Below are 24,817 nucleotides of genomic sequence, written 5' to 3' on the forward strand. Positions count from 1 at the left end.
CGACCTGGGGCATCCGATCGATCAGTAGCGGTCGACCGCCGGCGGCTCGACGAACGGCAGGACCGTTCCCGCCGTGGCGTTCCAGGCGGCTTCGTAGCTGCCGTCCTCGTACGAGGCCTCCAGCACGTCGTTGATCCACATGCGGAACTCCGTGTCATCCAGCGCGAGCCCGATTCCGTAGGGCTCCTCGGTGAACGGCTCGCCCACGACCTTGAACTCGCCCTCGTTCTGGGCCGCGAGGCCCGCGAGGATCACGTTGTCGGTCGAGACCGCCACGACGGTGCCGTCACGCAGGGGACCGAGGCAGTTGCTGTACGTGTCGGTCAGCAGCACCTCCGCGCCGAGCGCCTCGAGGTTGGCGGCAGGCGTCGAGCCCGTCACCGAGCAGACCGGCTGACCCACCAGGTCGTCCTCGGTCTTGATGTCCTCGTTGTCGGCGAGCACCAGGATCGACTGCCCGGCCATGTAGTACGGGCCCGCGAACGAGACGACTTCCTTTCGCGTGTCGTTGATCGTGTACGTCGCGACCACGATGTCGACTTCGCCGTTCTGGATGAACGGCTCGCGGTTGGCCGAGACGGACTCGACCCACTCGATGTCTTCTTCGCCGATTCCGAGCTGCGCGGCGATGATCTTGCCGATCTCGACGTCGAAGCCCTCCGGCGTGCCCGACGGTCCCATCAGTCCGAACAGCGGCTGGTCGAACTTCGTGCCGATCGTGATCGTTCCCGCGTCGGCGAGCGCGGCCATCGTGCTGCCCTCTGCGAAGGTCGGTGCCGGTGCGGGCGTCGCAGTGGTCTCGCCACCCGCATCGGTTCCGGATGCACACGCCGAGAGCGCGAGGGCGCTGGCCGCGGCCAGCGCGATGAGGGGAATTCTCGTTCGTTTCATGTCTTCGTCCTTTGCTGTGTACGGCCGCGCGTCGCGACCTCCTCGGTTCCAGACCGTTCCTAGCGGTCGGGTCTCGCATCAGTGCTCGAGGATCTTGGACAGGAAATCCTGGGCCCTCTCGCTCTGCGGGTTGGTGAAGAACTGCTCGGGAGTGGCCTCCTCGATGATCGCCCCGCCGTCCATGAAGAGCACCCGGTCGGCTGCCTTGCGGGCGAAGCCCATCTCGTGGGTGACGACGATCATCGTCATTCCGTCGGCCGCGAGGCCGATCATGACGTCGAGCACTTCGTTGATCATCTCGGGATCTAGCGCACTGGTCGGCTCGTCCATGAGGATCAGCTTGGGATCCATCGCCAGCGACCGTGCGATCGCGACGCGCTGCTGCTGGCCGCCCGAGAGCTGGCTGGGCATCTTCGAGGCCTGATCGGCCACCCCGACGCGATCGAGAAGCTGCATCGCCTTCGCATCTGCATCCTTGCGCGACATCTTCCGCACCCTGATCGGGCCGAGCGTCACATTCTCGAGCACGGTCTTGTGGGCGAACAGATTGAACGACTGGAACACCATTCCGACATCCGCCCGAAGCCTGGCCAACCCTGCCCCCTCCTCCGGCAGCGGGATGCCGTCGATCGAGATCGATCCGGCGTCGATGGTCTCGAGCCGGTTGATCGCGCGACACAGGGTCGACTTGCCCGATCCGGACGGCCCGATCACCACGACGACCTCGCCGCGATTCACGACGGTGTCGATGTCCCTGAGCACATGCAGGTCGCCGAAGTGCTTGTCGACGTGCTCGATCACAACGAGCGGTTCGCCGCGGCGGACGTTGATGTTGGACGTCTTGGGCGCAGCTGCGGTTTCATCCGGTGTCGCCATACGCCCCACCCTATGCGCGGGCTCTGCAGGGTTACGAGGGCATGGCGGCGAGCTTTACCGGACCGTAACCGGATTGGAACGCTGTGCGAACGCCGTTTCGTATAAGCACACGCTGGCCGCGGTCGCCAGATTGAGCGACTCCGCACTGCCGTAGATGGGCAGTCGGAGCGACAGGTCGGCCAGAGCCAGCGCCGCATCGTCGAGCCCGCGCGCCTCGTTGCCGAACAGCCACGCTGTGGGCTCGGCCAGCAGTGCCCGCGCGGCCAGGAAGTCGCCGCCGCCGACGTCTGCGGCGACCACGCGCACCCCCGCGGCGTGGGCGCGTTCGACCGCAGCCGCCAGGTCGACGCCGACCGCGATGGGCAGGTGGAACAGCGATCCCGTGGTGGCACGGACGACCTTCGGGTTGTAGGGGTCGACGGTGCGGCCGGTGAGGATGACGGCATCCGCACCCGCAGCATCGGCTGCCCTGATGATCGTGCCGAGATTGCCGGGATCGCGCACTTCCTCGCAGATCGCGACGAGACGAGGGGATGCCGCGAAGATGTCGCGCACCGAGGTCGGTGTCTGGCGTGCGACGGCGACGATCCCCTGCGGCGTGACGGTGTCGGCCATCACATCGAGCACGGCCTCCGTCGTGAAGACGACCTCGATGCCTACCTCGCGCGCGGCATCCTTCAGCTCGGGGTGCCGTTCGAGCGCGGTGGGTGTAGCGAACATCTCCACGACGGTGTCAGGGCGATGCGCGAGCACCTCCCGCGCGGCCTGGGGACCCTCGAGCAGGAACAGCCCGGTCTCCTCCCGCGCGCTGCGTTTGGTCAGTTTGGCGACGGCGCGAACGCGGGGCGAGCGCGGGTTCTCGAGCACGTGCTCAGCATACGGCCCGCCCCACCGGCGCACCCGCAAGCCGCACGCGAAAGGGCGCCCCCCGGAAGGAGGACGCCCTGAACACGGATGCAGGTGGGTTACGCGCTCCTGGGCGCGTTGACGTTCTCAGGCAGCGCGGCCTTGGCGGTGGCGACGAGCGAAGCGAAGGCCGCCGGCTCGTTCACCGCCAGTTCGGCGAGCATGCGGCGGTCGACCTGGACGCCCGCAAGGCCGAGGCCCTGGATGAGGCGGTTGTACGTGAGGCCGTTCTGGCGGCTCGCGGCGTTGATGCGCTGGATCCACAGCCGGCGGAAGTCGCCCTTGCGCTTGCGACGGTCGCGGTACGCGTAGACGAGCGAGTGGGTGACCTGCTCCTTCGCCTTGCGGTACAGGCGTGAACGCTGACCCCGGTAACCGGAGGCGCGCTCGAGGGTGACGCGACGCTTCTTGTGGGCGTTTACTGCCCGCTTGACTCTAGCCATTTCTCATATTCCCTAACGTGATCAGGCGCGCGCTCAGCGGCCGAGAAGCTTCTTGGCCTGCTTGGTGTCAGCCTTGGACAGGACCTGGTCCTGATTCAGGCGTCGCGTGCGCTTGCTGGCCTTGCCCTCCAAGTTGTGGCGCATACCGGCCTGCTGCTTCATCAGCTTTCCGCTGCCGGTGATCTTGAACCGCTTCTTGGCGCCCGAATGGGTCTTCTGCTTCGGCATCTCTTGTTCCTTCGTGTGTCGCCCTGGCGGGCTTCGTGGTGTTTCCCGCGTGGCGGGAGTGCGTGGGACCTACTCGGCGGGCGCCGGGGCCGGTTCTGTGGCGGGACCGCCGTGGGCCGCCGAGCGAGCGGCTTCCTTGTTCGCAGCGCGCTGCGCATTCTGCTCGGTCTTCACTTCGGACTTGTTCTTGTGCGGGGCGACCACCATGACCATGTTGCGCCCGTCGATCGTGGGGTTGGACTCGACGGTTCCGAATTCGGCCACATCCTCCGCGAACTTGCGCAGGAGTCGCACACCCTGCTCGGGGCGCGACTGCTCGCGGCCGCGGAAAAGGATCATGGCCTTGACCTTGTCGCCCGCCTTGAGGAAGCCCTCGGCGCGCTTGAGTTTGGTCGTATAGTCGTGTGCCTCGATCTTGAGACGGAAGCGGACCTCTTTGAGGATCGTGTTCGCTTGATTGCGCCGGGCCTCCTTGGCCTTCTGCGCTGCTTCGTATTTGAACTTCCCGTAGTCCATGATCTTGACGACCGGCGGCTTCGAGTTGGGAGCCACCTCGACAAGGTCGAGATCGGCATCCTGCGCCAGACGCAAGGCAACCTCGATGCGTACGACGCCGACCTGCTCTCCGTTCGGGCCCACGAGGCGGACCTCGGGCACGCGGATGCGGTCATTGGTGCGGGGATCGCTGATGCGGAACTCCTCTTGTAGCGGATGTCGGCCACCGCGAAGCAGGATGCATCGCGGGCGAAAGAGGGACTCGATTCCACCCGCACGACGCAGGAGCGTCGGCTTCCGCACCCGATACCCACTGCCAGGCTGTCTGGACCTGCTGCCGTAGGACGACCTCGTCCTGATCGGACGAAGCGGAGTGCATGACCCGGTAGCCTGGAACGGCAAGCGCGGGTGGGATCTGGATCCTCTTTCGTTCCGGAGCGAGACGCTCCGGAGCCTGTTCAAGTTTAGCAGAAAGTGACACGTGGATACGATTCGGGACGCCGACGACGATCTTGAGGCCGGCCGCAAGGCGCAGGATGCCGAACGCCAGGCTCGCTGGGAAGCGCAGGAGCGTGCCGCTTCGGCCGCGACGCGCGACATCGCAGACGTCCCCGCGGTCGAGGTGATCACGACCGCCTCCGTGCACCTGATGAGCGCCGCCGCAGTCAAAGTCGGCCTCGCGGACGACCCGTCGGCCCAGACCGACCTCGATGAGGCCCGCAAGCTCATCAATGCCCTGGCAGGTCTCATCACTGCCGGCGCGCCGGAGATCAGCGACATGCACGCTCGGTCGCTGCGCGACGGTCTGCGCTCGCTGCAGCTCGCCTTCCGCGAAGCATCCGTGATTCCCGACGCCCTCGGCAAGGGACCTGGCGAGAAGTGGACCGGTCCGGTCAACTAGTTCCGGATGCCGGCAGTTCCGGATGCCGGCAGCCGCTGTTGATCGCGTCACCCCCCTGCGATCATTCGCAGGTCGCAGCCTCGCCCGCGAGAGTGCCCACGCGCTTCAGGCGCGGGCGAGCTTGACGGTCAGCGAGTCGACGAGAACGGCGATTCGATGATCCGCCGCCCAACGCTTTGCGAGGCGACCCAGCACGGCGTCGAGCTCGGACTGCTCGAGTCCGTGGATGAGATCCAGACGCACGACGAGCTCGGGGCCCCTCAGCCGGCCGGTCGGGTCCCCGGCCTCCACGGCGAGATCGATCACGGCCAGCTCTCCCTGCACGCTCTCCTGCAGCCCGGCGAACACCTCCGGCGAGGCGAAGCTCGGCTCCCAGGCGATACCCTGTGCGATCGCCCACACTGCCGGGCGCCGGAGCACGAACTCGGTCTCGGAACCCGGGTCGATCACGATCAGATCCGTGTCGTCGGCCGATGCGGCAACCGCGGTGCGCACGCCGTCAGCCGGCACCGGCCGAGCGGCGGCATCCCAACGGCTCATCGCCGCGACGGAGCTGAAGACCGGCAGCACGCTGCGGCCGTCGGGGGCTGCCACCGTGACGATCGACAGCTCCTGCGTCTTGTCCACGACCAGCCCGTGCGGGCCGACGCCCTCGTCGCCCTTCTGAGCGATGAGCGGGATCAGCACGCGCGCGGCGCGGTACGCGTCCACCACGGCAACGGGGTCGCCGCCACCGTCGCGAAATGCCGCGAGCGCCGCGAGCAGGCCGGGATCGGCCGACCCGTCGTCGCTCGCGTGGGGATTGGGTTCGAAGCGGCGCCCCTCCCAGGGCACACCCGCGGAATCCCCAGCGCGAAGATGGTCGTGCGATTCAGTGCCCTGCGACATCCAGCGCCTCGGCGAGTGTGAACGCACCCGCGTAGAGGGCCTTTCCCACGATCGCGCCCTCTACGCCGATCGGCACGAGGTCGCGCAGGGCGGCGATATCATCCAGGCTCGAGACGCCACCCGATGCGATCACCGGCCTGGTGGTGCGCGCCGTGATCTCGCGGAGCAGTTCGATGTTGGGACCTTTGAGCGTTCCGTCCTTGGTGACGTCCGTCACCACGTACCGGCTGCAGCCCGCCTCTTCGAGCCGCTCCAGGACGGTCCAGAGGTCGCCGCCCTCCCGCGTCCAGCCGCGCGCCGCGAGTGTGGTCCCCCGCACATCGAGCCCGACCGCGATCGCATCGCCGTAGCGGCCGATGACATCCGCCGCCCACTCCGGGTTCTCCAGCGCCGCCGTCCCCAGGTTGATGCGCGAGGCGCCGCTCTCCAGCGCCGCCTCCAGACTGCGGTCGTCGCGAATGCCGCCCGAGACCTCGACCTGCACGCCGCGCACCTGCTTGATCACCCTGCGGATGATCGCAGCGTTGCTGCCGCGCCCGAAAGCGGCATCGAGGTCGACGAGGTGGATCCAGACGGCGCCCTGCCTGGCCCACTCCAGGGCCGCGCCGAGCGGGTCGCCGTAGTCGGTCTCGGTGCCGGCCTCGCCCTGGGTGAGGCGGACCGCCTTGCCGTCGGCGACATCGACAGCCGGCAGCAGGGTCAGCGCGGGTATAGAGGCGAAATCGTTCATGGCTCCTCGTGCGGGGACGACGCGAGAGCCTTGCGCTTTCGCAGATGACACGAGTTCAGAGGGTAGCCCTGCCGAGCCCGTCGATCCAATTGGCGAGAAGCCGGATGCCGGCATCGCCCGATTTCTCGGGGTGGAACTGGGTCGCCGACAGCGGCCCGTTCTCGACGGCGGCCAGGAACGGCTGCCCATAGGTGCACCAGGTCACCGCCGGCTCGGGGAACGGCGGCTGCACGTCCAGCAGCCACTGCTGCGCGGCGAAAGAGTGCACGAAGTAGAACCGCTCGTGCTCGATCCCGCGGAACAGACGCGAGCCCGCGCCCGCCTCGACGGTGTTCCAGCCCATGTGCGGCAGCACCGGCGCGTCGAGTTCGGTGACGGCGCCGGGCCACTCGCCCATGCCCTCGGTGTCGACGCCGCGCTCGACGCCACGCTCGAACAGCACCTGCATGCCGACGCAGATGCCCAGCACCGGCCGGCCGCCTGCGAGCCGCCGGTCGATGATCTCATCGCCCCGGCTCGCCCGCAGCGCCTGCATCACGGCTTGGAAGGCACCGACGCCGGGCACCACGAGACCGTGCGCATCGTCGATGAGACCGCGGTCGGCCGTCAGCCGGGCATCGGCTCCCGCAGCGGCGAGGGCCTTCACCGCGGAGTGGACGTTGCCCGAGCCGTAGTCCAAGACCGCGACCAGCGGCTTCTCGCTCACAGCGCCCGTCTCGCGCCCTGCACTCACAGGGCACCCTTCGTGCTCGGCACGCCCTCCACCAGCGGGTCCAGTGCCTTCGCCTGCCGGAACGCGCGGGCGAACGCCTTGTACTCGGCCTCGGCGATGTGATGGGGGTCGCGCCCGGCGAGCACGGCCACGTGCACGGTCAGCCCGGCGTGGAAAGCGATCGCTTCGAAGCTGTGCCGCACCAGCGATCCGGTGAAGTGGCCGCCGATGAGGTGCAGCTCGAAACCGGCCGGCTCGCCACTGTGGACCAGGTAGGGCCGGCCACTGATATCGACCACGGCCTGGGCGAGGGCCTCGTCGAGCGGCACGAGGGCGTCGCCGTATCGCGAGATGCCGGTCTTGTCGCCGAGGGCCGCACGGATCGCCTGGCCCAGCACGATCGCCACATCCTCCACCGTGTGGTGCGCGTCGATGTCGGTGTCGCCCGAGGCGCGCACGGTCAGGTCGGTGAGCGAGTGCTTCGCGAACGCGGTCAGCAGGTGATCGAAGAACGGCACGGTGGTGTCGATGTGACTGCGACCGGGTCCGTCGAGGTCGATCTCGAGTTCGACGGTCGACTCGCTCGTTGAACGGCGCAGCGCTGCGGTGCGGGTTGCTCCGGGGCGGGTCATGACGCTGAGTCTAACGAGGCCAGGGCCTCCAGGAACGCGGTCGTCTCCGGCTCGGTGCCGGCCGTCACACGCAGGTGCTGAGGGATGCCGACATCGCGGATCAGGACGCCCTTGTCGTACAGCCCCTGCCAGGTGGCGGCCGCGTCGTGCAAGCCGCCGAACAGCACGAAGTTGGTCCAGGACTCGTAGGGCTTGTACCCGATCGCCGCGAGGGTGGCCGAGATGCGGTCGCGCTGGGCGACGATCTCATCGACCATTCCGAGCATCGTCGGCGCGTGGCGCAGGGCGGCGTTGGCGGCAGCCTGCGTCAGCGAACTCAAGTGGTAGGGCAGCCGCACCAGGCGCAGGGCATCGACGACGGCGGCATCCGCGGCGAGGTAGCCGACACGGGCACCGGCGAAGGCGAAGGCCTTGCTCATCGTCCGCGACACCACCAGTCGCTCGCGACCGGGCAGCAGGGCGAGCGCGGACCCGGAATCCCGCGGCGCGAACTCCTGATACGCCTCGTCGACCACGACGATCCCCTCGGTGGCGTCGTAGACGGCTTCGATCACCTCGAGCGTCATCGGCGTACCGGTGGGATTGTTCGGCGCGCACAGGAAGACGACGTCGGGCTGCGCCTCGGCGACCTGCGCCGCCGCGCTGCCGGCATCGACCGAGAAGTCCGCCGCACGCGTTCCGGCGACCCAGGAAGCTCCGGTCGCGCGGGTCAGGAGCGGATACATCGAGTACGTCGGGGCGAATCCGAAAGCGGTGCGGTCCGGGCCGCCGAAGGCTTGGAGGATGTGCTGCAGCACCTCGTTCGAGCCGTTCGCCGCCCAGATCTGCTCGCGCGTGAGCCCGTAGCCGAGGTACTCGGCGAAGCCCTCGCGCAACGCAGCGAATTCGCGATCGGGGTACCGGTTCACATCCCGCAGCGCCATGGCGACAGCATCCAGGATGTCACCGGCGACTTCCTCAGGAACGGGATGCGTGTTCTCGTTGACGTTCAGCGCCACCGGCAGCGCCACCTGCGGCGCGCCGTATGGCGTCATGCCGCGGAGGTGGTCGCGGAGGGGCAGATCGTCGAGACGGGTCACCCCTCCCATCGTAGAGGGCCAGGCCCGCCGCGGGCGGCCCCGATTGCAGCGCTGCGGCTCAGGGGCTGGGCGTGTACTCGGCGGGAATGGAGAGCTGCTGACCAGCCGAGAGCGTGACTCCATCAAGTGCGTTCAGGCGCACGATCGCATCCACGACGTCGCGCGGGTCCGCCCCCGGCGCGACCTGCTCGGCGATGGACCAGAGCGAGTCTCCGGGTGTCACCGTGAGCGTCGCGAACGACCCACTCGGCGCGCCGGTGTCGCGGGAGGCGAGGGCGCTGCCGCCGCCGAACACGGCCAGGCTCAGGGCGACCGCCGCAGGCAGCGCGGCGAGCGCGGCGACGATGCGTCGACCGCGCACGGTGAGACGCATTCTCGTCGCACCGGGAATGCTGATCACTGTCATGTCTTCCTCCTGCTGAAAGAGAAGAGATTCGCATCCGCGGCTCGGCCGGGAGCCGCGCATGCGAACTTCTCTTCCGAAGCTAGCTTCGATATTGTCAGATGTCAACCGGCGCCCCGTGGCCTCGTCCTTCGAACGCGACACGCGGACGTGATGCGGCTCAGACGGGCCGGAACCGGATACGGTTTCGATGGGAACACCCCACCACGGGCCTCCGACATTCGAAGACCGATGCCCCGATCGGGCGAGACAGGAGCAGGAACCATGAGCGAGGCGAATGGACGCGAGAAGCCGCAGACGCGCCGACGCAAGAGCCTGAGCGACAAGCAGCTCGCCATCCTCGAGGTGATCCAGCGCTCCATCGCGCGGTATGGCTATCCGCCGAGCATGCGAGAGATCGGCGACGCCGTCGGGCTGAAGTCGCTGTCGAGCGTGACGCACCAGCTGAACCAGCTCGAGCTCAGCGGCTACCTGCGCCGGGATGCCGGCAAGACCCGCGCCATGGAGGTCCTCATCGACCTGCCCGGCATGTCGACCGAGAACCCGGCAGACAACGCGCCGAGCGTCGGCGATGCGGCCATGGTGCCGCTGGTCGGAAGGATCGCTGCCGGCGTGCCGATCACCGCGGAGCAGCAGGTGGAGGAGATCTTCCCGCTCCCCCGGCAGCTCGTCGGCAAGGGCGATCTGTTCATGCTCAAGGTCTCGGGCGAGTCCATGATCGACGCCGCGATCTGCGACGGCGACTGGGTCGTCGTGCGCCAGCAGCAGACGGCGGAGAACGGCGACATCGTCGCGGCCATGCTCAACGAAGAGGCGACGGTCAAGACGTTCCGCCAGCGCGACGGCCACACGTGGCTGCTCCCGCGCAACTCGGCGTTCGAGCCGATCCTCGGCGACGACGCAGTCGTGCTCGGCAAGATCGTGGCGGTTCTGCGCGCCGTCTGAGCGAGCCTCACCGGCACGCCGCAGAATCACCCGATCCGGGTGGGACGCCGACGGGGCAGTTGCGCCATGATGAGGTCATCCGCACCGAGGAGGCCACATGTCCGATACAGCTGCCGACGATCTGCAGGCGCAGATCGACGCGCTTCGCACCGAGAACGAGAAGCTGCGCGCGCAGACGCTGGTCTTGGAAGACGAGACAGCCGTGCCCGCGCGTCGGGCGAGCGGCCGCTGGCGGGCCGTGGTGTCCGCGATCTGCATCGTCATCGCGGCGATCCTCGTGCCGGTCTCGATCGTCAGCGCGTGGGCGCGCGTGCAACTGGTCGACGAGGACGCGTTCGTCAACACCCTCGCTCCCCTCGTCGACGACCCGGCCGTACAGGCGCTGATCGTCGACGAGACCATGTCGGCCATCACCGCAGAGGTGGACTTCAACCAGATCACCGCGAACGTCTTCGACGGCATCGCCGGACTCGGGCTGCCGCCGCGCGCCGTCCAGGCGCTCGACCTGCTGCAGGCACCTGCCGCAGACGGCCTCGAAAGCCTCGTGACCCAGACCGTCACGCGCGTCGTCGAATCCGATGCCTTCGCCGATGTCTGGGCGACCGCCACCCGCGCAGCCCATCGCGCGCTGACGACCGCGGCCACGTCGGACGGCGGCGGCCTCGTCGTCGAGACGCCCGACGGCGTCGGCATCCAACTCGGCGCCGTCGTCGAACGCGTCAAGCAGAACCTCGTCGATCGTGGCCTCGGCGCCGCAGAGCTCATCCCGACCGTCGACAGGGTGGTGATCATCGGCGAGGGCGACACCCTCGCCGCGATCCGCACCGGGTACGCGATCGTCGCCACGATGGGATGGTGGTTGCCGGTCATCACGCTCGCCCTGTTCGGGCTCGGCATCCTGCTCGCGCGCCGGCGCAGCACCGCGATCCTCGGCACAGGTCTCGGCCTCGCGATCGGGGCGGCGACGCTCACGGCAGGCCTGTCGATCGGCAGCATTGCCATGGGCATCGTCGCCGGCGATCTCGATCTGTCCCCCACGGCACTCGAGGCGATATACCAGCAGCTCGTCGGAGCCATGACGCAGACCGCCCTGGTGATCATGCTGCTGGGCGTGCTGGTGGCCGTGGTCGGATGGCTCATGGGCGGCTCACGGCCTGCGCGCAGTGTGCGCTCGGCGACCGCGAGCCTCAATGGCTCGGCCCGGAAGCAACTCTCGGAGCACGGGCTCGACACCGGCGCTTTCGGCTCGTGGCTCGGGCGCTACCGAGTGCTCGTGCGGATCCTCATCGCCGCTCTGGCCGTACTCTGGCTTTTCGCGATGCGCCCGCTGTCGGTGGGCGAGATCATCCTGGTCATCGTTGTCGCCCTCCTCGTCGGGTGGATCCTCGAGCTGCTGCAGCGTCGCGATGACGCACCGGTGCCGGATGCCGCGGACGCCGGAGCAGACGCCGGACCCATGGATGCCGGACCCATGGATGCCGCCGCCGCGTCGGCCGCGGCATCCACACCGGAACAGACGCCTAAGCGATGACCGTCGGGCGGTCGCGCACACGCCGGGTCGCCTCGACCAGGTTCCGCAGCGCGGCCACCGTCTCGGGATAGCCCCGGGTCTTCAGACCGCAGTCGGGGTTGACCCACACCTGATGCAGGGGCAGTTCGTCGGCGGTGCGCTCGAGCAGGTCGACGATCTCGGCGACGGACGGCACGCGCGGCGAGTGAATGTCATAGACTCCCGGTCCGATGCCGTGCGCGAAGTCCGAGCGGGCGATGTCGCCGATCACCTCGCCGCGGCTGCGGGCCGCCTCGATGGAGGTGACATCGGCGTCCAGGCCGGCGATGGCGTCGATCACGACGTCGAACTCTGAATAGCACAGGTGCGTGTGCAGCTGCGTCATGTCGGCCGCGCCCGCCGTGGCGAGACGGAATGACCTCACCGACCAGTTCAGGTAGGCGGGCTGTGCGGCGCATTTCAACGGCAGCAGCTCGCGGAGGGCCGGTTCGTCCACCTGGATGATCCGGATGCCGGCCGCCTCGAGGTCGGTGATCTCGTCGCGCAGCGAGAGCGCCACTTGGTTCGCCGTCTCGGAGAGCGGCTGATCGTCGCGGACGAACGACCAGGCCAGTATCGTCACCGGACCGGTGAGCATCCCCTTGACGGGTCTGTCGGTCAGCGACTGCGCGAAGGCCGACCAGCCGACCGTGATGGGCGCCGGACGCGAGACGTCTCCCCAGAGGATCGACGGCCGCGTCGCACGCGAACCGTACGACTGCACCCAGCCGTTGGCCGTCACGGCGAACCCGTCGAGGTTCTCGGCGAAGTACTGCACCATGTCGTTGCGCTCGGGCTCACCGTGCACGAGCACGTCGATGTCGAGCTCCTCCTGCAGGCCGATGACCGCCCTGATCTCCAAGCGGAGGAACTCCTCGTACTCGTCGGCGCTCAGCTGGCCACGGGCGTGCTGTGCGCGCGCGCGGCGGATGTCGGGCGTCTGCGGGAACGATCCGATCGTGGTGGTGGGCAGGATCGGCAGCGCCAATGCGTCGTCCTGCACCGCCCGCCGCGTCTGGTAATCACCCCGGTCGAAATCGGCGGCGACCAGGGCAGCTGTGCGCGCACGCACGGCACCGTCGCGGACGCCGGGCGCAGAGCGCCGGTCCTCCAGCGCCGCGGCCGCCGCCGCGATGTCTTCCTCGATCGCGGACCGGCCCTCCACCAGACCCCGCGCAAGCGCGGTGACCTGGCCGACCTTCTGGTCGGCGAATGCCAGCCACGACACCAGCCGCCGGTCGAGCGCGGGCTCGTCTGCGACGTCGTGCGGCACGTGCTGGAGCGAGGTGGAGGTGCCGGCCGCCACCGAGGCGGCACCGAGACCACGAAGCTGCGCGAGCGTCGACCAGGCACCCGCGAGGTCGCCGCGCCAGATGTTGCGACCGTCGACGACGCCGCCGACGAGGGTCTTCGTCTCGAGGCCCGGGACCGCGGACGGCACGGCGCCGCGGGTGAGATCGATCGAGAGCGCCTCGACCGGTGCGGCCGCCAGTGCGGTCCAGGCCTCGGGCGCGAGCTGCGCGTAGGGGGCGGCGACGAGGATCGCCGGGCGGTCGGGCACCGAACCCAGGACGGCGTAGGCATGCGCGGCGGCATCCGCGAGCTCCGCCGGGGTCGCCGGAAGGCTCTCGCTCACCAGCGCGGGCTCGTCCAGCTGCACCCAGTCCGCACCGGCCGCACGGAGCTCACCCAGCAGCGTCGCGTAAACCGGCAGCAGGTCCGCGAGCCGGTCCAGTGGACGGTAGCCCCGGGGTGCGGCATCCGTCGCCTTGGCCAGGGCGAGCAGCGTCACCGGACCAACGATCACCGGACGAACGGTGAACCCATCGGCTCGCGCCTCGGCGACGTGACGCGCGAACCGATCGCTCGACGGGGCGAACGCGGTCTCGGGGCCGATCTCGGGCACGAGGTAGTGGTAGTTCGTGTCGAACCACTTCGTCATCTCGAGAGGGGCATCGAATCCCGCACCGCGTGCGGCGGTGAAGTACGCCGCGAGCCCGATCGACCCGTCGGCGTCGCGCAGCTCGGCGAACCGCTCGGGAAGCGCGCCCACCGCGGCGGCGGCATCGAGCACCTGGTCGTAGTAGGAGAAAGTCTCGGGGATCGACGAGTCGGAGCGCCCGAGGCCGAGCTCGGCCAGACGCTCACGCGTGGCGCGGCGCAGGTCCGCTGCCGTCGCCTCGAGCTCGGCTTCGTCGATCGCGCCGGACCAGTGGGCTTCGACTGCTCGCTTGAGCTCGCGCCGCGCTCCGATGCGGGGGTAGCCCAGGATCGTTCCGGCGGGGAAATTGCAGCTGATATCGGTCATCGGGGGGCATTCCTCTGGAGCGAGTGGGTGGGGATGCCGGCCTCGCGGAGCACCGCGAGCACCGTGTCATGCTCGTTGAAGGCGTACAGGTGTATACCGGGGGCGCCACCGGCCAGCACCGCCTGCGCGAGGTCAGCCGCATGCGCGATCCCGACCTCCGCCTGGCCTTCCGCCGTCGATTCGGTCTCGAGTGCGAACGCGAGCGCGCGGGGCAGCTCCTCGCCGGTGAGTTCGAGCACCCGACGCAGACGGCCCGGCGAGGTGATCGGCATGATCCCCGGCAGAATCGGCATCATCACCCCCGCTTCGCGCGAACGGGCCACGAAGCTCAGGTAGTCGTCGGCATGGAAGAACAGCTGCGTGATCGCGAGGGTCGCTCCGGCGGCCTCCTTGGCCAGGAGCGCATCGATGTGCTCGTTCGGATGCCGCGAGCGCGGGTGTCCATTGGGGAAGGCGGCCACCGCGATCTCGGCCCGCAGACGTCGCTGGACCTGTGCGGCGCCGGGAAGCCCGGGAACCCCTGCCTCGGTGTAGGGGGCCTGCGCAGCCTGCACCCGATCGATGAGCTGCACCAGCTCGGCGGCGCTCTGCAGATCGCCGAGGAAGGAATCGCCCTCGTCGGCGCCCTCAGGTGGATCGCCGCGCAGCGCGAGGAAGTTCAGGATGCCGGCATCCAGGAACTCGCGGATGAGCCCGGTCGCAGCCGCATAGGTGTTGCCGACGCACGTGATGTGCGCCAACGGCTCGACAGCGGTCTCGTCACGGATGAAGCGGAGCACGTCCAGAGAGCGACCGCCGACCGAACCGCCGGCACCGAAAGTGACCGAGATGAACTGCGGGCCCGCGGCGGCGAGATGTCGGATCGTCTCGTGAAGAGCGGCCTCGCGCGCCGCCGAGCGCGGCGGGTACACCTCGAACGAGAGCGGCACACCAACGGTCGGCCGTGGGTGGAGTCGGGAGGGCGATGCACTCGAGTCGGTGCGCATGACGGGCTCTTCGGTTCGAGGACGGAGGCCGGACGGCCGCGGACAGCGCACGATGTGCGCGATGTCTTCGCGGGCGGATGCCGGGCTCGGCTGTCGCTCCTGCCTGGATTGCTCCAGGCGACATAAGTTCAAGTTAGCCGATCTCGGGTACTGGCTCGAGTCTGTTTCGCACTGTGTCGAGATCCGCGCACGGCTGCGCACGCCGGACTCGACTGCAGAGGACCGGCATCCGGCCTCCACGATCGGCGCGTGCGCAATACGGTTGATGCATGACGGAGACGCGTGCTTTCGGCTCGTGGCAGTCGCCTCTGACCGCGCGGGCCGTGACGGCCGCAACGCCCCGGATCGAAGGTGCCCGCTTCGTCGGCGCAGACGTGTGGTGGGGCGAGAGCGTGGCCGAACAGGCGGGTCGCACCGCCGTCCGGCGGCGCACGGCGGACGGCGATGTCCTCGACGTGCTCCCCCCTCCGTGGAATGCCCGCTCACGCGTCCACGAGTACGGCGGCGGCGCCTGGACCGCCACGGATGACGGCATCCTGCTTTTCGTCGAGAAGTCCGACCAGTGCGTCTGGGCGCTCGAACCCGGCGAGGAGCCCCGCGTGCTCACCCCGGCCGACCACGGCATGCGCTTCGGAGGACTCACCTGGCAGAGCGGGCAACTGCTCGCGATCCGCGAGACGCACAGCGGTGCGGCTGTTCCGCACCGCGACATCGTGCGGATCGCGCTGGACGGTTCGGGCGTGACTTCGCTCGTCGACGACAGCGACTTCCTCGCGCATCCGGCGCTTTCCCCGACCGGTCACCACCTCGCGTGGATCGCGTGGAATCACCCCGACATGCCGTGGGACCGCGCCGAAGTGCGCGTCGGCCGGCTCGAGGACGGGATCGTCGCCGAGTGGACGACGATCGCCGGTGAAGACAGCTCTCCCCTGCAGCCGACATGGGCCGACGATGACCACCTGCTCTACGCGGACGACTCCACAGGTCGGTGGAACCTCTGGTGCGAGCACCTGTCCGCCGGCCTCGAGCGCCACCCGGTCGCGCCGGCCGATGCCGACACGGGTGGCCCGCTGTGGGTGCTCGGCACGCGCTGGTTCGCGCGCCTGCACGACGGCCGCATCGTCGCGGTGCGCACGAACGGCGACGACGAGTTCGTGCTGATCCACGAGAACGGCGCGGTCGAGCCGTTGCCCGTGCCCGTGTCTGCCGAGATCTGCGTAGAAGACGTGCGCGGATCACGCGTGCTCCTCTCCGGCGCTTCCGCCGACTCCCCCGCAGGCCTGTGGCTGGTCGACGTCGATCGACCGGCGGACAGCGTGCTCGTCCACGGCGGGCCGCCGCCGTGGGGACCCGGCTGGATGCCGAACCCCCGCGCGGTGACGTTCGACGGCCCGAGCGGCCCGGTGCACGCGTTCGATTTCCCGCCCACCAATCCGGACTTCGAAGGCCCCGACGACGAACGTCCGCCGTACCTCGTCTACGTCCACGGCGGACCGACCGCACACCGCGGGGGCGCGGCATCCGGACGGATCGCCTACTTCACCAGTCGCGGGATCGGCGTCCTCGAGGTCAACTACAGCGGATCGAGCGGGTACGGCAGGGCCTACCGCGAGCGCCTTCGCGGGCAGTGGGGTGTGATCGACGTCGAAGACGTCGCGGCTGCGGCGACGGCGTTCGCAGGCGCGGGGGCTGCCGACCCCGCGCGTCTGGCTATCGCCGGCGGGTCCGCGGGCGGTTGGACGGTGCTCGCAGCGCTGGTGAACACGGATGCCTTCGCCGCCGGCATCTCGCGCTACGGCGTCAGCGATGCCCGCGCCCTGGCCGCAGACACGCACGACTTCGAGGCGCGTTACCTCGATGGGCTCATCGGGCCGCTGCCCGAGGCCGAGCCGCTCTACCTCGATCGGTCACCGCTGTCGCATCCGCAGCGGTTCCGGGTTCCGCTGCTGCTCCTGCAGGGCGCGGAGGACCCCGTGGTGCCTCCGGCGCAGTCGGAGGCGATCCGCGATGCGCTCGCCGAACGCGGCATCCCGCATGCGTATGTCGTATACGAAGGCGAAGGGCACGGGTTCCGACGTGCGGAAAACGTCGTGAACGCGATCGAGAGCGAGCTGGCGTTCCTCGGCGCAGTGTTCGGCTTCGACACTCCCGGGGTGGCGCCCCTCACCCTGAGCTGACGCGAGCGTCAGACCGCGAAGGGTGCGAGCTCCGCCGCGAGGCGGTCAGACACGTGCGCGTGCAGCACGGTGCCGCCGGCTTCGTGGGATTGCGAGACGATGTGGCCGGACTCATGGGCGGCCGAGACGAGGTCGCCGCGGTCGTACGGCACGAGCGCGCGGATCTCGACGGCGGGCAGCGGCAGGGCCGCTTCGATCGCCGCGCGCAGCTCGTCGATCCCTTCGCCGCTGCGCGAAGACGCGAACAGCGCACGCGCCTCGAGGCCCCGCAATACCATGCGCGTGTCGTCATCGACGAGATCGGCCTTGTTGAACACGACGATCTCGGTGATGTCGCGCGCGCCGACATCGCCGATCACATCGCGCACGGTCTGCAGCTGCGCGGCGGGATCCGGGTGCGCGGCGTCCACGACGTGCACGATGACATCGGCATCGCCGACCTCCTCGAGCGTCGAGCGGAACGCCTCCACCAGCTGATGCGGAAGGTTGCGGACGAAACCGACCGTGTCGGTCAACGTGTACACGCGGCCGTCGGATGCCTCGGCGCGGCGCACCGTCGAGTCCAGGGTCGCGAACAGGGCGTTCTCGACGAGCACACCGGCGCTGGTGAGCCGGTTCAGCAGACTCGATTTGCCGGCGTTCGTGTACCCGGCGATCGCGACCGAGGGGATCGTGTTGCGCTTGCGCTCGGCGCGCTTGGCGTCGCGAGCCGGCGCGAAGTCCCGGATCTGGCGGCGCAGGAGAGCCATCTTCGTGCGGATGCGGCGCCGGTCCAGTTCGATCTTGGTCTCACCGGGACCGCGCGAGCCCATTCCCGCACCGCCGGCACCGACCTGCCCACCGGCCTGACGGCTCATCGAGTCACCCCAGCCGCGCAGGCGCGGCAGGAGGTATTCGAGCTGCGCGAGCTCCACCTGCGCCTTACCCTCGCGGCTCTTGGCGTGCTGGCTGAAGATGTCCAGGATCACGGTGGTGCGGTCGATCACCTTCACCTTGACGACGTCTTCGAGCGCGCGCCGCTGGCTCGGTGCGAGCTCGGTGTCGGCGATCACCGTGTCGGCGCCGAGTGCGGCGACGAGATCGTGCAGCTCCTGGGCCTTGCCTCGGCCGAGGTAGGTGGCCGGATCCGGGTGGGGCCGGCGCTGCATCACACCGTCGAGGACGACGGCGCCGGCGGTCTCGGCGAGGGCCGCGAGTTCGCGCAGCGAGTTCTCCGCATCCGCCTGCTCGCCCTGCGGGTGCACGCCGACCAGGATCACGTTCTCCAGGCGAAGCTGGCGGTACTCGACCTCGGTGACGTCTTCGAGTTCGGTGGACAGACCCGGCACTCGCCGCAGCGCGGCGCGCTCCTCGCGGTCCCACTGCTCCCCATCGGTTTCCGAACGGGAGTTGGTGGACTCATCCTGCAGCGCCTGGGCGGCCCCGAAGACGCGAACGCTCGAATGCGCGCTCGCACGCTCGAGCACGCGGGCGACTGGATCGGTCGTTGCGTCGGTCTGCGTGCGCTCCGCGCTCGCCGGGGTTGTCGTATCCGTCATGGTTTCCTTCCGTGATGCCCGTAAACTCTAGCTTTCCTTGGTGGGACCGGGCCCGAACAAGCCGTACAGACTGAAGCAGCGCTCCCGCACCGAGCCGCTCCTCCGCTACGCTCGCAAGCATGTCGGGGGACCACTACTTCAGCGCGTCACCGGCCAGCGCTGAGAATCTTCGGACCATTCGTGTGACGCTCGCCGGCTCCGAGGTCGAAGTGACGACCGCGGGCGGCGTCTTCAGCCCGGACCGCATCGATTCGGGAACCGCTGTGCTTCTGGCCCACATGCCTCCTGCGCCGCCGGGTGGGCACCTGCTCGATCTGGGCAGCGGATGGGGGCCGATCGCACTCACGCTGGCGATCGAAGCGCCCCACTCTACGGTGTGGGCCGTCGACGTCAACGAGCGGGCGCTCGATCTCGTTCGACGCAACGCCGACAGTCTCAACCTCACCAATGTCAACGCCGTGCGGCCCGATGATGTTCCCGATGACGTGAGCTTCCGCACGATCCGCTCGAACCCGCCCATCCGGGTGGGCAAGCACGAGCTGCACGGCCTGCTCGAGAGGTGGATCCCGCGGCTGGACGAACGCTCCGACGCCTGGCTGGTCGTGCAGCGCAATCTCGGGTCCGATTCGCTGCAGCGCTGGCTCGCAGCATCCTTCACCCCGGGCTACAGCGTGCACCGCACCGCGACCGGACGCGGCTTCCGCGTGCTCAAGGTGCGCCGGCACGGTCGGCCGGTTCAGGCCAGCGCGACCTCGCCGGAGTAGACGAGGGTCGCCGGTCCGGACAGCAGGACGTGCAGGTCACCGCGCACGCGCAGCATCCGCACCCCGAGCATGCCGCCCGGCACCTCGACGCTCCACCGATCGGGTGCGGCCTGACCGGCCCAGTGCCGCACGGCGAGGGCGGCCGCGGCCACCCCGGTTCCGCAGCTGAGGGTCTCGCCCACACCGCGTTCGAACACGCGCATCCGGATGGAGCCGATGCCCTCGCGCACGAGCGGGTCGCTCGGCACGACGAACTCGATGTTCGCGCCGCGCGCCGGCTCGGGCTGGAGCTGCGGACGACCGGTCAGATCCAGCGCATCCAGCTCGTCGGCGTTGGAGAGCGCGACCACGATGTGCGGGTTGCCGACATCTATGCCCAGGCCCGGCCGGGGCACGCCCAGGCCGCGCGCGCGCACCAGGATGTCGTCGGGCTCGACGCGCCAGGTTCCCAGGTCCGCCTCGAATCCGAGGTCGCTGCGGGTCACGGACTTCACGCCGGCGCGGGTGCCGATCAGCACCGGGGCGTCCTCGACGACGGCTAAACCGGTGTCGGCCAGGTAGCGGGCGAAGACCCGGATGCCGTTGCCGCACATCTCGGCCTTCGAGCCGTCCGCGTTGCGGTAGTCCATGAACCACTCGGCACCGGCGGATGCATCCGGTCCCTCGTCGATGGCACTGGATCGCACGACGCGGAGGATGCCGTCCGCGCCGATTCCGAAGCGCCGGTCGCACAGAACGGCGACCTGGTCGTCGGTGAGGTCGAGCAGGCCGTCGGCGTCGGCGATCACGACGAAGTCGTTGCCGGTGCCGTGACCTTTCGTGAAGGCGACGGTCTGCGGCATCGTCCCAGCTTAGGCGAGCGCGACCGGGTCAGGCCGGCGCTCGCCAGACGGCGATGACGGATTCGGTGTGTCGGAGGGTGAACGCGCCGATCGTGGTCACGCGCCCAGTATCCGCCGGAGTACGACATCCTCCCCGGAATGTGTCCATGCCACATCGGGATACCTTTTGAACCAGGACACCTGCCGGCGCGCATACCGGCGGGTGAGCGCCTGGGTCTGGGCGATCGCATCCGCCTGAGTCGCCGTGCCGGTCAGCTGTGCGAGGGCCTGCGCGTAGCCGATCGCGCGACGCGCGGTCACGCCGCGCTCCAGCCCCCTGGCGCGGAGCTCCTCCACTTCGGGCAGAAGCCCGTCTGCCCACATGCTCTCCACGCGCGCGTCCAGTCGTGCGACCAGTTCGTCCCTCGGACTGGTCAGGCCGATGATCATCGACGACCGCCAAAGGACCGGCTCCTCCGGAAGCGCCGCGCCGTGGGTCGCCTTTCCCTGCGCGAGCACCTCGAGCGCGCGCACGACGCGGCGGCCGTTGCGCGGGTCGACTCGCTCGGCCGTCGCCGGGTCGGCGACGCGCAGGCGCTCGTAGAGCACCCCCGGGCCGAGCCGTTCGAGGTCGGCTTCGAGCTCGGCGCGACGGGCCTCATCGCGCGGGGGGAAGCGGAAGTCGAACAGCACGCTCGAGACATACAGCCCCGAGCCTCCGACCAGGATCGCATGCGACCCACGCGCCAGGATCCCCTCGATCGCGGCTCGGGCGGCCATCTGGTACCAGGCCACTGCCGCATCATCGGTGACCTCGAGCACGTCGAGCAGATGATGGGGGATGCCGCGCCGCTCGGCGACCGGCAGCTTGGCGGTTCCGATGTCCATGCCGCGGTACAGCTGCATCGCATCGGCGTTGACGATCTCGGCGGGACGCCCGTGCAGGGCGAGCCCGTCGGCGAGGCGAAGGGACAGGTCAGACTTGCCGGTTCCCGTCGCGCCGACCACGGCGTACAGCCGGGCGGAATCGACCTCCGCGCTCACACTCCTGCGCGCAGGGCGGGCAGTCCGAGCGAAACGGCTCGCGGTGCACCGTCGCCGGGCGCGGGAAGCGCGCAGGACTCCGCCTGCGTGCGATCCCACGCGTCACCGGCACGCGTGCGGCGGATGCGCAGGGGTGCACCGTCGGAGTCGGCGAGCAGATGGAACGGGGCCGCGTGGGTGATCGTGACCGAGACGATGTCACCCGGTCGGGGGATCTCGCTGCCCGGAGCCACCTCGAAGTGCACGAGGCGGTTGTCTTCGGCGCGTCCGGTCAGCCGGTGGGTCTCGGCATCCTTCTTGCCCTCGCCCATCGAGACGAGCACCTCGACCCGACGGCCGAGCTGAGCATGGTTCTCCTCGAGCGAGATGCGCTCCTGCAGGGCGATCAGCCGGTCGTAGCGCTCCTGGACGACTGCCTTCGGCACCTGATCGGCCATCGTCGCAGCGGGTGTGCCCTCGCGCACCGAGTACTGGAAGGTGAAGGCGCTGGAGAAGCGGGCACGCTCGACGACGCGCATCGTGTCTTCGAAGTCCTCGTCGGTCTCGCCGGGAAACCCTACGATGATGTCGGTCGTGATCGCCGCGTTCGGGATGCGGTCGCGCACCCGATCGAGGATGCCGAGGAACTTCTCGCTGCGATACGAGCGGCGCATGGCCTTCAGCACTCGATCGCTGCCGGACTGCAGCGGCATGTGCAGCTGGGGCATGACCGCAGGCGTCTGTGCCATCGCGTCGATCACGTCGTCGGTGAAGGCGGCCGGGTGCGGGCTCGTGAAGCGGATGCGCTCGAGCCCCTCGACCTCGCCGGCGGCCCGCAGCAGCTTGCCGAACGCGTGGCGGTCGCCGAATTCCACGCCGTACGAGTTGACGTTCTGCCCGAGGAGCGTGACCTCGATCGCGCCGTCGTCGACCAGCAGCCGGATCTCGTTCAGGATGTCGCCGGGACGCCGGTCTTTCTCCTTGCCGCGCAGGCTCGGGACGATGCAGAACGTGCAGGTGTTGTTGCAGCCGACCGAGATCGATACCCAGCCGCTGTACACGCTGTCGCGCTTGGTCGGCAGGGTGGATGGGAAGATCTCGAGCGACTCGAGGATCTCGAGCTCAGCCTCGCCATTGTGGCGCGCGCGCTCAAGCAGGCCTGGCAGCGATCCCATGTTGTGAGTGCCGAAGACGACATCCACCCACGGGGCCTTCTCGAGCACGGCCTGCTTGTCCATCTGCGCCATGCAGCCGCCTACCGCGATCTGCATGCCGTCCTTGCGGCGCTTCACGGAGGCGAGATGGCCGAGGGTGCCATACAGCTTGCCGGCCGCGTTGTCGCGGACCGCGCACGTGTTGATGATGACGACGTCCGCCTCCTCGCCGAGGCCGGCCGCGACATAGCCGGCGCTCTCGAGCGAGCCGGAGAGTCGCTCGGAATCGTGGACGTTCATCTGGCAGCCGAACGTGCGCACTTCGTAGGTGCGGGCGCGACCGTCGGCGGCGAACGCCGCGGGCGACGGCGCGATCGTCGTCGGCGATGAGGACGGATTGGTCATGATGCCCTCCATTCTACGAGCCGGGGCGCGCAGCACGGTCGCGCGGCCTCACCGGATGCGGCGACGGATGCGCACGGCGGACAGGATCGTGCACACCAGTGTGATCGCCACCAGGACGCCGATGACGAACCACGCCGGCACCGCCCAGTCGCCGATGGTCAGATCGAGCCCGTAGAACGCGCGCAGCGGCACCTCTGCTCCCGGCGCATCGGCGGTGATCGTGGCGAGCGTTCCCTCCGAGAATTCGCGACGCAACAGCATCCCGGCCTGCGCGAACGGAAGCGCCGCGACGACGGACGCGACCGTCTCGGGGAACGCGCCGATCGGAATGTACGCGGCGGCGATGAAGCCCAGGACCGTGCCGACGATCGTGGCGAGGCCGGAGAACGCCCCGTTGGTGCGCACGAACGAAACGATGAGTGCGGAGAACGCCGTGAAGGCGACGCACGAGAGGACCACGATCATGAGGCTCCGCACGATCGCCGCCGGGCTGAGCCACGTCCCGCGGAGGACTCCGAGATACACGACGCTGAGGATGAGCACGACGACCGACAGGATGACGGCCACGGCGGCAGCGGACAGCAGATACCCCAGGACGAGCTGACCGCGGCGCAGCGGCGCGACGAGGAAGTCGCGGAATCGACCGGACTGATCGTCGTCTACGAGGACGGCGAGTCCTCCGAGCCCCGTCGTCACGGTTGTGATGAGGACGATTCCCGCGAACATCCAGCTGTCGACGAACGCCTGCACCTCCCCGGTGGTGGCGCCGGGCAGCGAGTCCGCCAGATCGGCGATCTGCAGATTGCCCAGGAAGAGAGTGTAGAGCCCGAAGAGGATGACGGCGCCCAGCAGCGAGAAGAAGACGTTGAGTCGGTCACGGAAGAAGATCTGCAGATTGCGGCGCACGATCGCCAGCACCACGCTCACGATCTCTGCACCTCCTCCGCCGGGCGCCCGGTCAGGGCGAGGAACACATCGTCCATGCGTCCGTGGCGGAACTCGAAGTCCCGCATGTCGTCGCCGAGCGCCGTCAGCAGACGGCGGGCGACCTCCGCTCCCTCGACTGCGACGACGACGACGTCGCCGTCGCGAGCGGGATCGGCGCCGACTTCCCGCGCGAGCGCCACGAACTTCTCAGGATCGTCGGTCGTCACCGTCAGGAGGCTGCGGCTGTGCAGCGCTCGCAGCCGGGAGGGGGTGTCATCCGCGATGATCCGCCCCTCGTCGATGATGCATACGCGGGCGGCTTCTTCGGTCTCCTCGAGGTAGTGCGTGGTCAGGAAGACCGTCAGCTCGCCACCGGTGCTGAGCTCGTGCAGCGTGCTCCACACCATCGCGCGGCTCGCCGGATCGAGCCCGGCCGTCGGCTCGTCGAGGAACAGCACCGCGGGTTCGTGCAGGAGTGCCCGTGCGATGTCGACGCGCCGGCGCTGCCCGCCCGAGAGCGTGCCATAGCGCCTGTCGAGGAACTCGTCGAGGCCGATCAGCCTCGACACCTCGGCGATCTTCGTCGCCAGTGCGGGCCGCGCAACGCGGGAAAGGCGTCCCCTGAGCCGAAGGTTCTCCCTCACGGTCAGCAGCGGGTCCAGCAGCGAATCCTGGAAGACGACCCCGATCTGCTCACGGACGCGCTCACCCTCGCGGCGCACGTCGAACCCCCTGACCCGGACTTCGCCCTCGTCGAACGGAAGCACGGTGGTCAGGCACCCGATCGTCGTGGATTTTCCCGCCCCGTTCGTTCCGACGAACGCGAAGACACCACCGTCGGCAACCGAGAACGAAATGTCGTCGACTGCGACATGCTCGCGATATCGCTTCGTCAGCCCCGTGACATCGACCGCCATCTCGCTCCCCTCGGACCCTCCACCGACAACCGTAGCCCGGGTGTCCCGCTCGGCCTCAGGCAAGTTCCGGCGTGGTGACCGGGGCGGACCGCTGATATGCTCCGCACGTGATGCCGACG

Annotated in this window: 25 protein-coding genes; 5 read left to right on the forward strand and 20 right to left on the reverse strand. The window is 69.1% G+C overall.

Going from position 1 to position 24,817, the window contains the following annotated elements; translation table 11 throughout:
* Positions 1–21: 21 nt before the first annotated feature.
* The 6 genes from QZV84_RS07220 to infC all read right to left on the reverse strand — a co-directional run bounded on the left by QZV84_RS07220 (position 22) and on the right by infC (position 4,034).
* Positions 22–891: a glutamate ABC transporter substrate-binding protein gene (locus QZV84_RS07220; RefSeq protein ID WP_292827514.1), complete on the reverse strand. Its 870-nt coding sequence runs from the start codon at positions 889–891 to the stop codon at positions 22–24.
* Positions 892–969: 78 nt separating this feature from the next.
* On the reverse strand, positions 970–1,767 hold the full coding sequence (locus QZV84_RS07225) for an amino acid ABC transporter ATP-binding protein (protein ID WP_292827517.1): 798 nt from the start codon (positions 1,765–1,767) through the stop codon (positions 970–972).
* A gap of 54 nt (positions 1,768–1,821) precedes the next feature.
* Positions 1,822–2,634, reverse strand: a complete 813-nt coding sequence (locus QZV84_RS07230) for an RNA methyltransferase (RefSeq protein ID WP_292827520.1) — start codon at positions 2,632–2,634, stop codon at positions 1,822–1,824.
* 98 nt (positions 2,635–2,732) lie between these two features.
* Positions 2,733–3,116 carry a 50S ribosomal protein L20 gene (gene rplT / locus QZV84_RS07235; protein ID WP_292827523.1) on the reverse strand — a complete coding sequence of 128 codons (384 nt, stop codon included), beginning with the start codon at positions 3,114–3,116 and terminating at the stop codon, positions 2,733–2,735.
* 33 nt (positions 3,117–3,149) lie between these two features.
* Entirely contained in the window at positions 3,150–3,344 is a 195-nt protein-coding gene (rpmI, locus tag QZV84_RS07240; RefSeq protein WP_091491544.1) for a 50S ribosomal protein L35, read from the reverse strand.
* A 69-nt stretch (positions 3,345–3,413) separates the two neighbouring features.
* A complete protein-coding gene (infC, locus tag QZV84_RS07245) occupies positions 3,414–4,034 on the reverse strand; it encodes a translation initiation factor IF-3 (protein ID WP_292827672.1) in 621 nt (206 codons plus the stop codon).
* 286 nt (positions 4,035–4,320) lie between these two features.
* Here infC and QZV84_RS07250 point away from each other — a divergent pair, with 286 nt between their 5' ends.
* Positions 4,321–4,740 carry a DUF1844 domain-containing protein gene (locus QZV84_RS07250; RefSeq protein ID WP_292827536.1) on the forward strand — a complete coding sequence of 140 codons (420 nt, stop codon included), beginning with the start codon at positions 4,321–4,323 and terminating at the stop codon, positions 4,738–4,740.
* Between the two features lie 105 nt (positions 4,741–4,845).
* On the opposite strand, the gene QZV84_RS07255 is transcribed toward QZV84_RS07250, so the two are convergent.
* The 6 genes from QZV84_RS07255 to QZV84_RS07280 are packed head-to-tail and all read right to left on the reverse strand — an operon-like array spanning position 4,846 to position 9,187.
* Positions 4,846–5,628, reverse strand: a complete 783-nt coding sequence (locus tag QZV84_RS07255; RefSeq protein ID WP_292827539.1) for an SseB family protein — start codon at positions 5,626–5,628, stop codon at positions 4,846–4,848.
* Positions 5,612–6,358 carry a bifunctional 1-(5-phosphoribosyl)-5-((5-phosphoribosylamino)methylideneamino)imidazole-4-carboxamide isomerase/phosphoribosylanthranilate isomerase PriA gene (gene priA, locus QZV84_RS07260; RefSeq protein WP_292827542.1) on the reverse strand — a complete coding sequence of 249 codons (747 nt, stop codon included), beginning with the start codon at positions 6,356–6,358 and terminating at the stop codon, positions 5,612–5,614. The genes QZV84_RS07255 and priA overlap by 17 nt, the downstream gene beginning before the upstream one ends.
* Before the next feature lie 55 nt (positions 6,359–6,413).
* Entirely contained in the window at positions 6,414–7,064 is a 651-nt protein-coding gene (hisH, locus tag QZV84_RS07265) for an imidazole glycerol phosphate synthase subunit HisH (protein ID WP_292827545.1), read from the reverse strand.
* Between the two features lie 23 nt (positions 7,065–7,087).
* On the reverse strand, positions 7,088–7,702 hold the full coding sequence (gene hisB, locus QZV84_RS07270; protein WP_292827548.1) for an imidazoleglycerol-phosphate dehydratase HisB: 615 nt from the start codon (positions 7,700–7,702) through the stop codon (positions 7,088–7,090).
* Positions 7,699–8,790 (reverse strand): histidinol-phosphate transaminase, encoded by a 1,092-nt coding sequence (locus QZV84_RS07275; protein ID WP_292827551.1) that lies wholly within the window; start codon positions 8,788–8,790, stop codon positions 7,699–7,701. Before QZV84_RS07275 ends, hisB begins: the two co-directional genes overlap by 4 nt.
* Positions 8,791–8,839: 49 nt before the next feature.
* Positions 8,840–9,187: a LysM peptidoglycan-binding domain-containing protein gene (locus QZV84_RS07280; RefSeq protein ID WP_292827554.1), complete on the reverse strand. Its 348-nt coding sequence runs from the start codon at positions 9,185–9,187 to the stop codon at positions 8,840–8,842.
* Between the two features lie 261 nt (positions 9,188–9,448).
* Between QZV84_RS07280 and lexA the strand changes: the two genes are divergently transcribed.
* Positions 9,449–10,129: a transcriptional repressor LexA gene (lexA, locus tag QZV84_RS07285; protein WP_292827557.1), complete on the forward strand. Its 681-nt coding sequence runs from the start codon at positions 9,449–9,451 to the stop codon at positions 10,127–10,129.
* Between the two features lie 97 nt (positions 10,130–10,226).
* Positions 10,227–11,660, forward strand: coding sequence for a hypothetical protein (locus tag QZV84_RS07290; RefSeq protein WP_292827560.1), 1,434 nt, complete (start codon positions 10,227–10,229; stop codon positions 11,658–11,660).
* On the opposite strand, the gene metE is transcribed toward QZV84_RS07290, so the two are convergent.
* Together metE and QZV84_RS07300 are read right to left on the reverse strand one after the other, a co-directional pair.
* Positions 11,650–13,986 carry a 5-methyltetrahydropteroyltriglutamate--homocysteine S-methyltransferase gene (metE, locus tag QZV84_RS07295; protein ID WP_292827563.1) on the reverse strand — a complete coding sequence of 779 codons (2,337 nt, stop codon included), beginning with the start codon at positions 13,984–13,986 and terminating at the stop codon, positions 11,650–11,652. The two genes, QZV84_RS07290 and metE, sit on opposite strands and share 11 nt — an antisense overlap.
* Positions 13,983–14,915 (reverse strand): methylenetetrahydrofolate reductase, encoded by a 933-nt coding sequence (locus QZV84_RS07300; RefSeq protein ID WP_292827566.1) that lies wholly within the window; start codon positions 14,913–14,915, stop codon positions 13,983–13,985. Before QZV84_RS07300 ends, metE begins: the two co-directional genes overlap by 4 nt.
* 326 nt (positions 14,916–15,241) lie before the next feature.
* Here QZV84_RS07300 and QZV84_RS07305 point away from each other — a divergent pair, with 326 nt between their 5' ends.
* Positions 15,242–17,149 carry a prolyl oligopeptidase family serine peptidase gene (locus tag QZV84_RS07305; protein ID WP_292827569.1) on the forward strand — a complete coding sequence of 636 codons (1,908 nt, stop codon included), beginning with the start codon at positions 15,242–15,244 and terminating at the stop codon, positions 17,147–17,149.
* Between the two features lie 8 nt (positions 17,150–17,157).
* On the opposite strand, the gene hflX is transcribed toward QZV84_RS07305, so the two are convergent.
* Positions 17,158–18,687, reverse strand: a complete 1,530-nt coding sequence (hflX, locus tag QZV84_RS07310) for a GTPase HflX (RefSeq protein WP_292827572.1) — start codon at positions 18,685–18,687, stop codon at positions 17,158–17,160.
* Between the two features lie 119 nt (positions 18,688–18,806).
* Here hflX and QZV84_RS07315 point away from each other — a divergent pair, with 119 nt between their 5' ends.
* The gene (locus tag QZV84_RS07315) at positions 18,807–19,451 is read left to right on the forward strand and encodes a methyltransferase (RefSeq protein ID WP_292827575.1); all 645 of its coding nucleotides are present in this window, start codon (positions 18,807–18,809) and stop codon (positions 19,449–19,451) included.
* On the opposite strand, the gene dapF is transcribed toward QZV84_RS07315, so the two are convergent.
* The 5 genes from dapF to QZV84_RS07340 form a co-directional block, all read right to left on the reverse strand.
* Entirely contained in the window at positions 19,424–20,293 is an 870-nt protein-coding gene (dapF, locus tag QZV84_RS07320; RefSeq protein ID WP_292827578.1) for a diaminopimelate epimerase, read from the reverse strand. The genes QZV84_RS07315 and dapF overlap by 28 nt on opposite strands.
* 96 nt (positions 20,294–20,389) lie before the next feature.
* Positions 20,390–21,316, reverse strand: coding sequence for a tRNA (adenosine(37)-N6)-dimethylallyltransferase MiaA (gene miaA / locus QZV84_RS07325; RefSeq protein WP_292827581.1), 927 nt, complete (start codon positions 21,314–21,316; stop codon positions 20,390–20,392).
* Positions 21,313–22,854, reverse strand: coding sequence for a tRNA (N6-isopentenyl adenosine(37)-C2)-methylthiotransferase MiaB (miaB, locus tag QZV84_RS07330; RefSeq protein ID WP_292827583.1), 1,542 nt, complete (start codon positions 22,852–22,854; stop codon positions 21,313–21,315). The genes miaA and miaB overlap by 4 nt, the downstream gene beginning before the upstream one ends.
* A gap of 48 nt (positions 22,855–22,902) precedes the next feature.
* Positions 22,903–23,781 carry an ABC transporter permease gene (locus QZV84_RS07335; protein WP_292827586.1) on the reverse strand — a complete coding sequence of 293 codons (879 nt, stop codon included), beginning with the start codon at positions 23,779–23,781 and terminating at the stop codon, positions 22,903–22,905.
* The gene (locus tag QZV84_RS07340; RefSeq protein WP_292827589.1) at positions 23,778–24,698 is read right to left on the reverse strand and encodes an ABC transporter ATP-binding protein; all 921 of its coding nucleotides are present in this window, start codon (positions 24,696–24,698) and stop codon (positions 23,778–23,780) included. Before QZV84_RS07340 ends, QZV84_RS07335 begins: the two co-directional genes overlap by 4 nt.
* Positions 24,699–24,817 lie beyond the last annotated feature (119 nt).

It is taken from the genome of Microbacterium sp., from assembly GCF_011620715.1.
GTDB lineage: Bacteria > Actinomycetota > Actinomycetes > Actinomycetales > Microbacteriaceae > Microbacterium.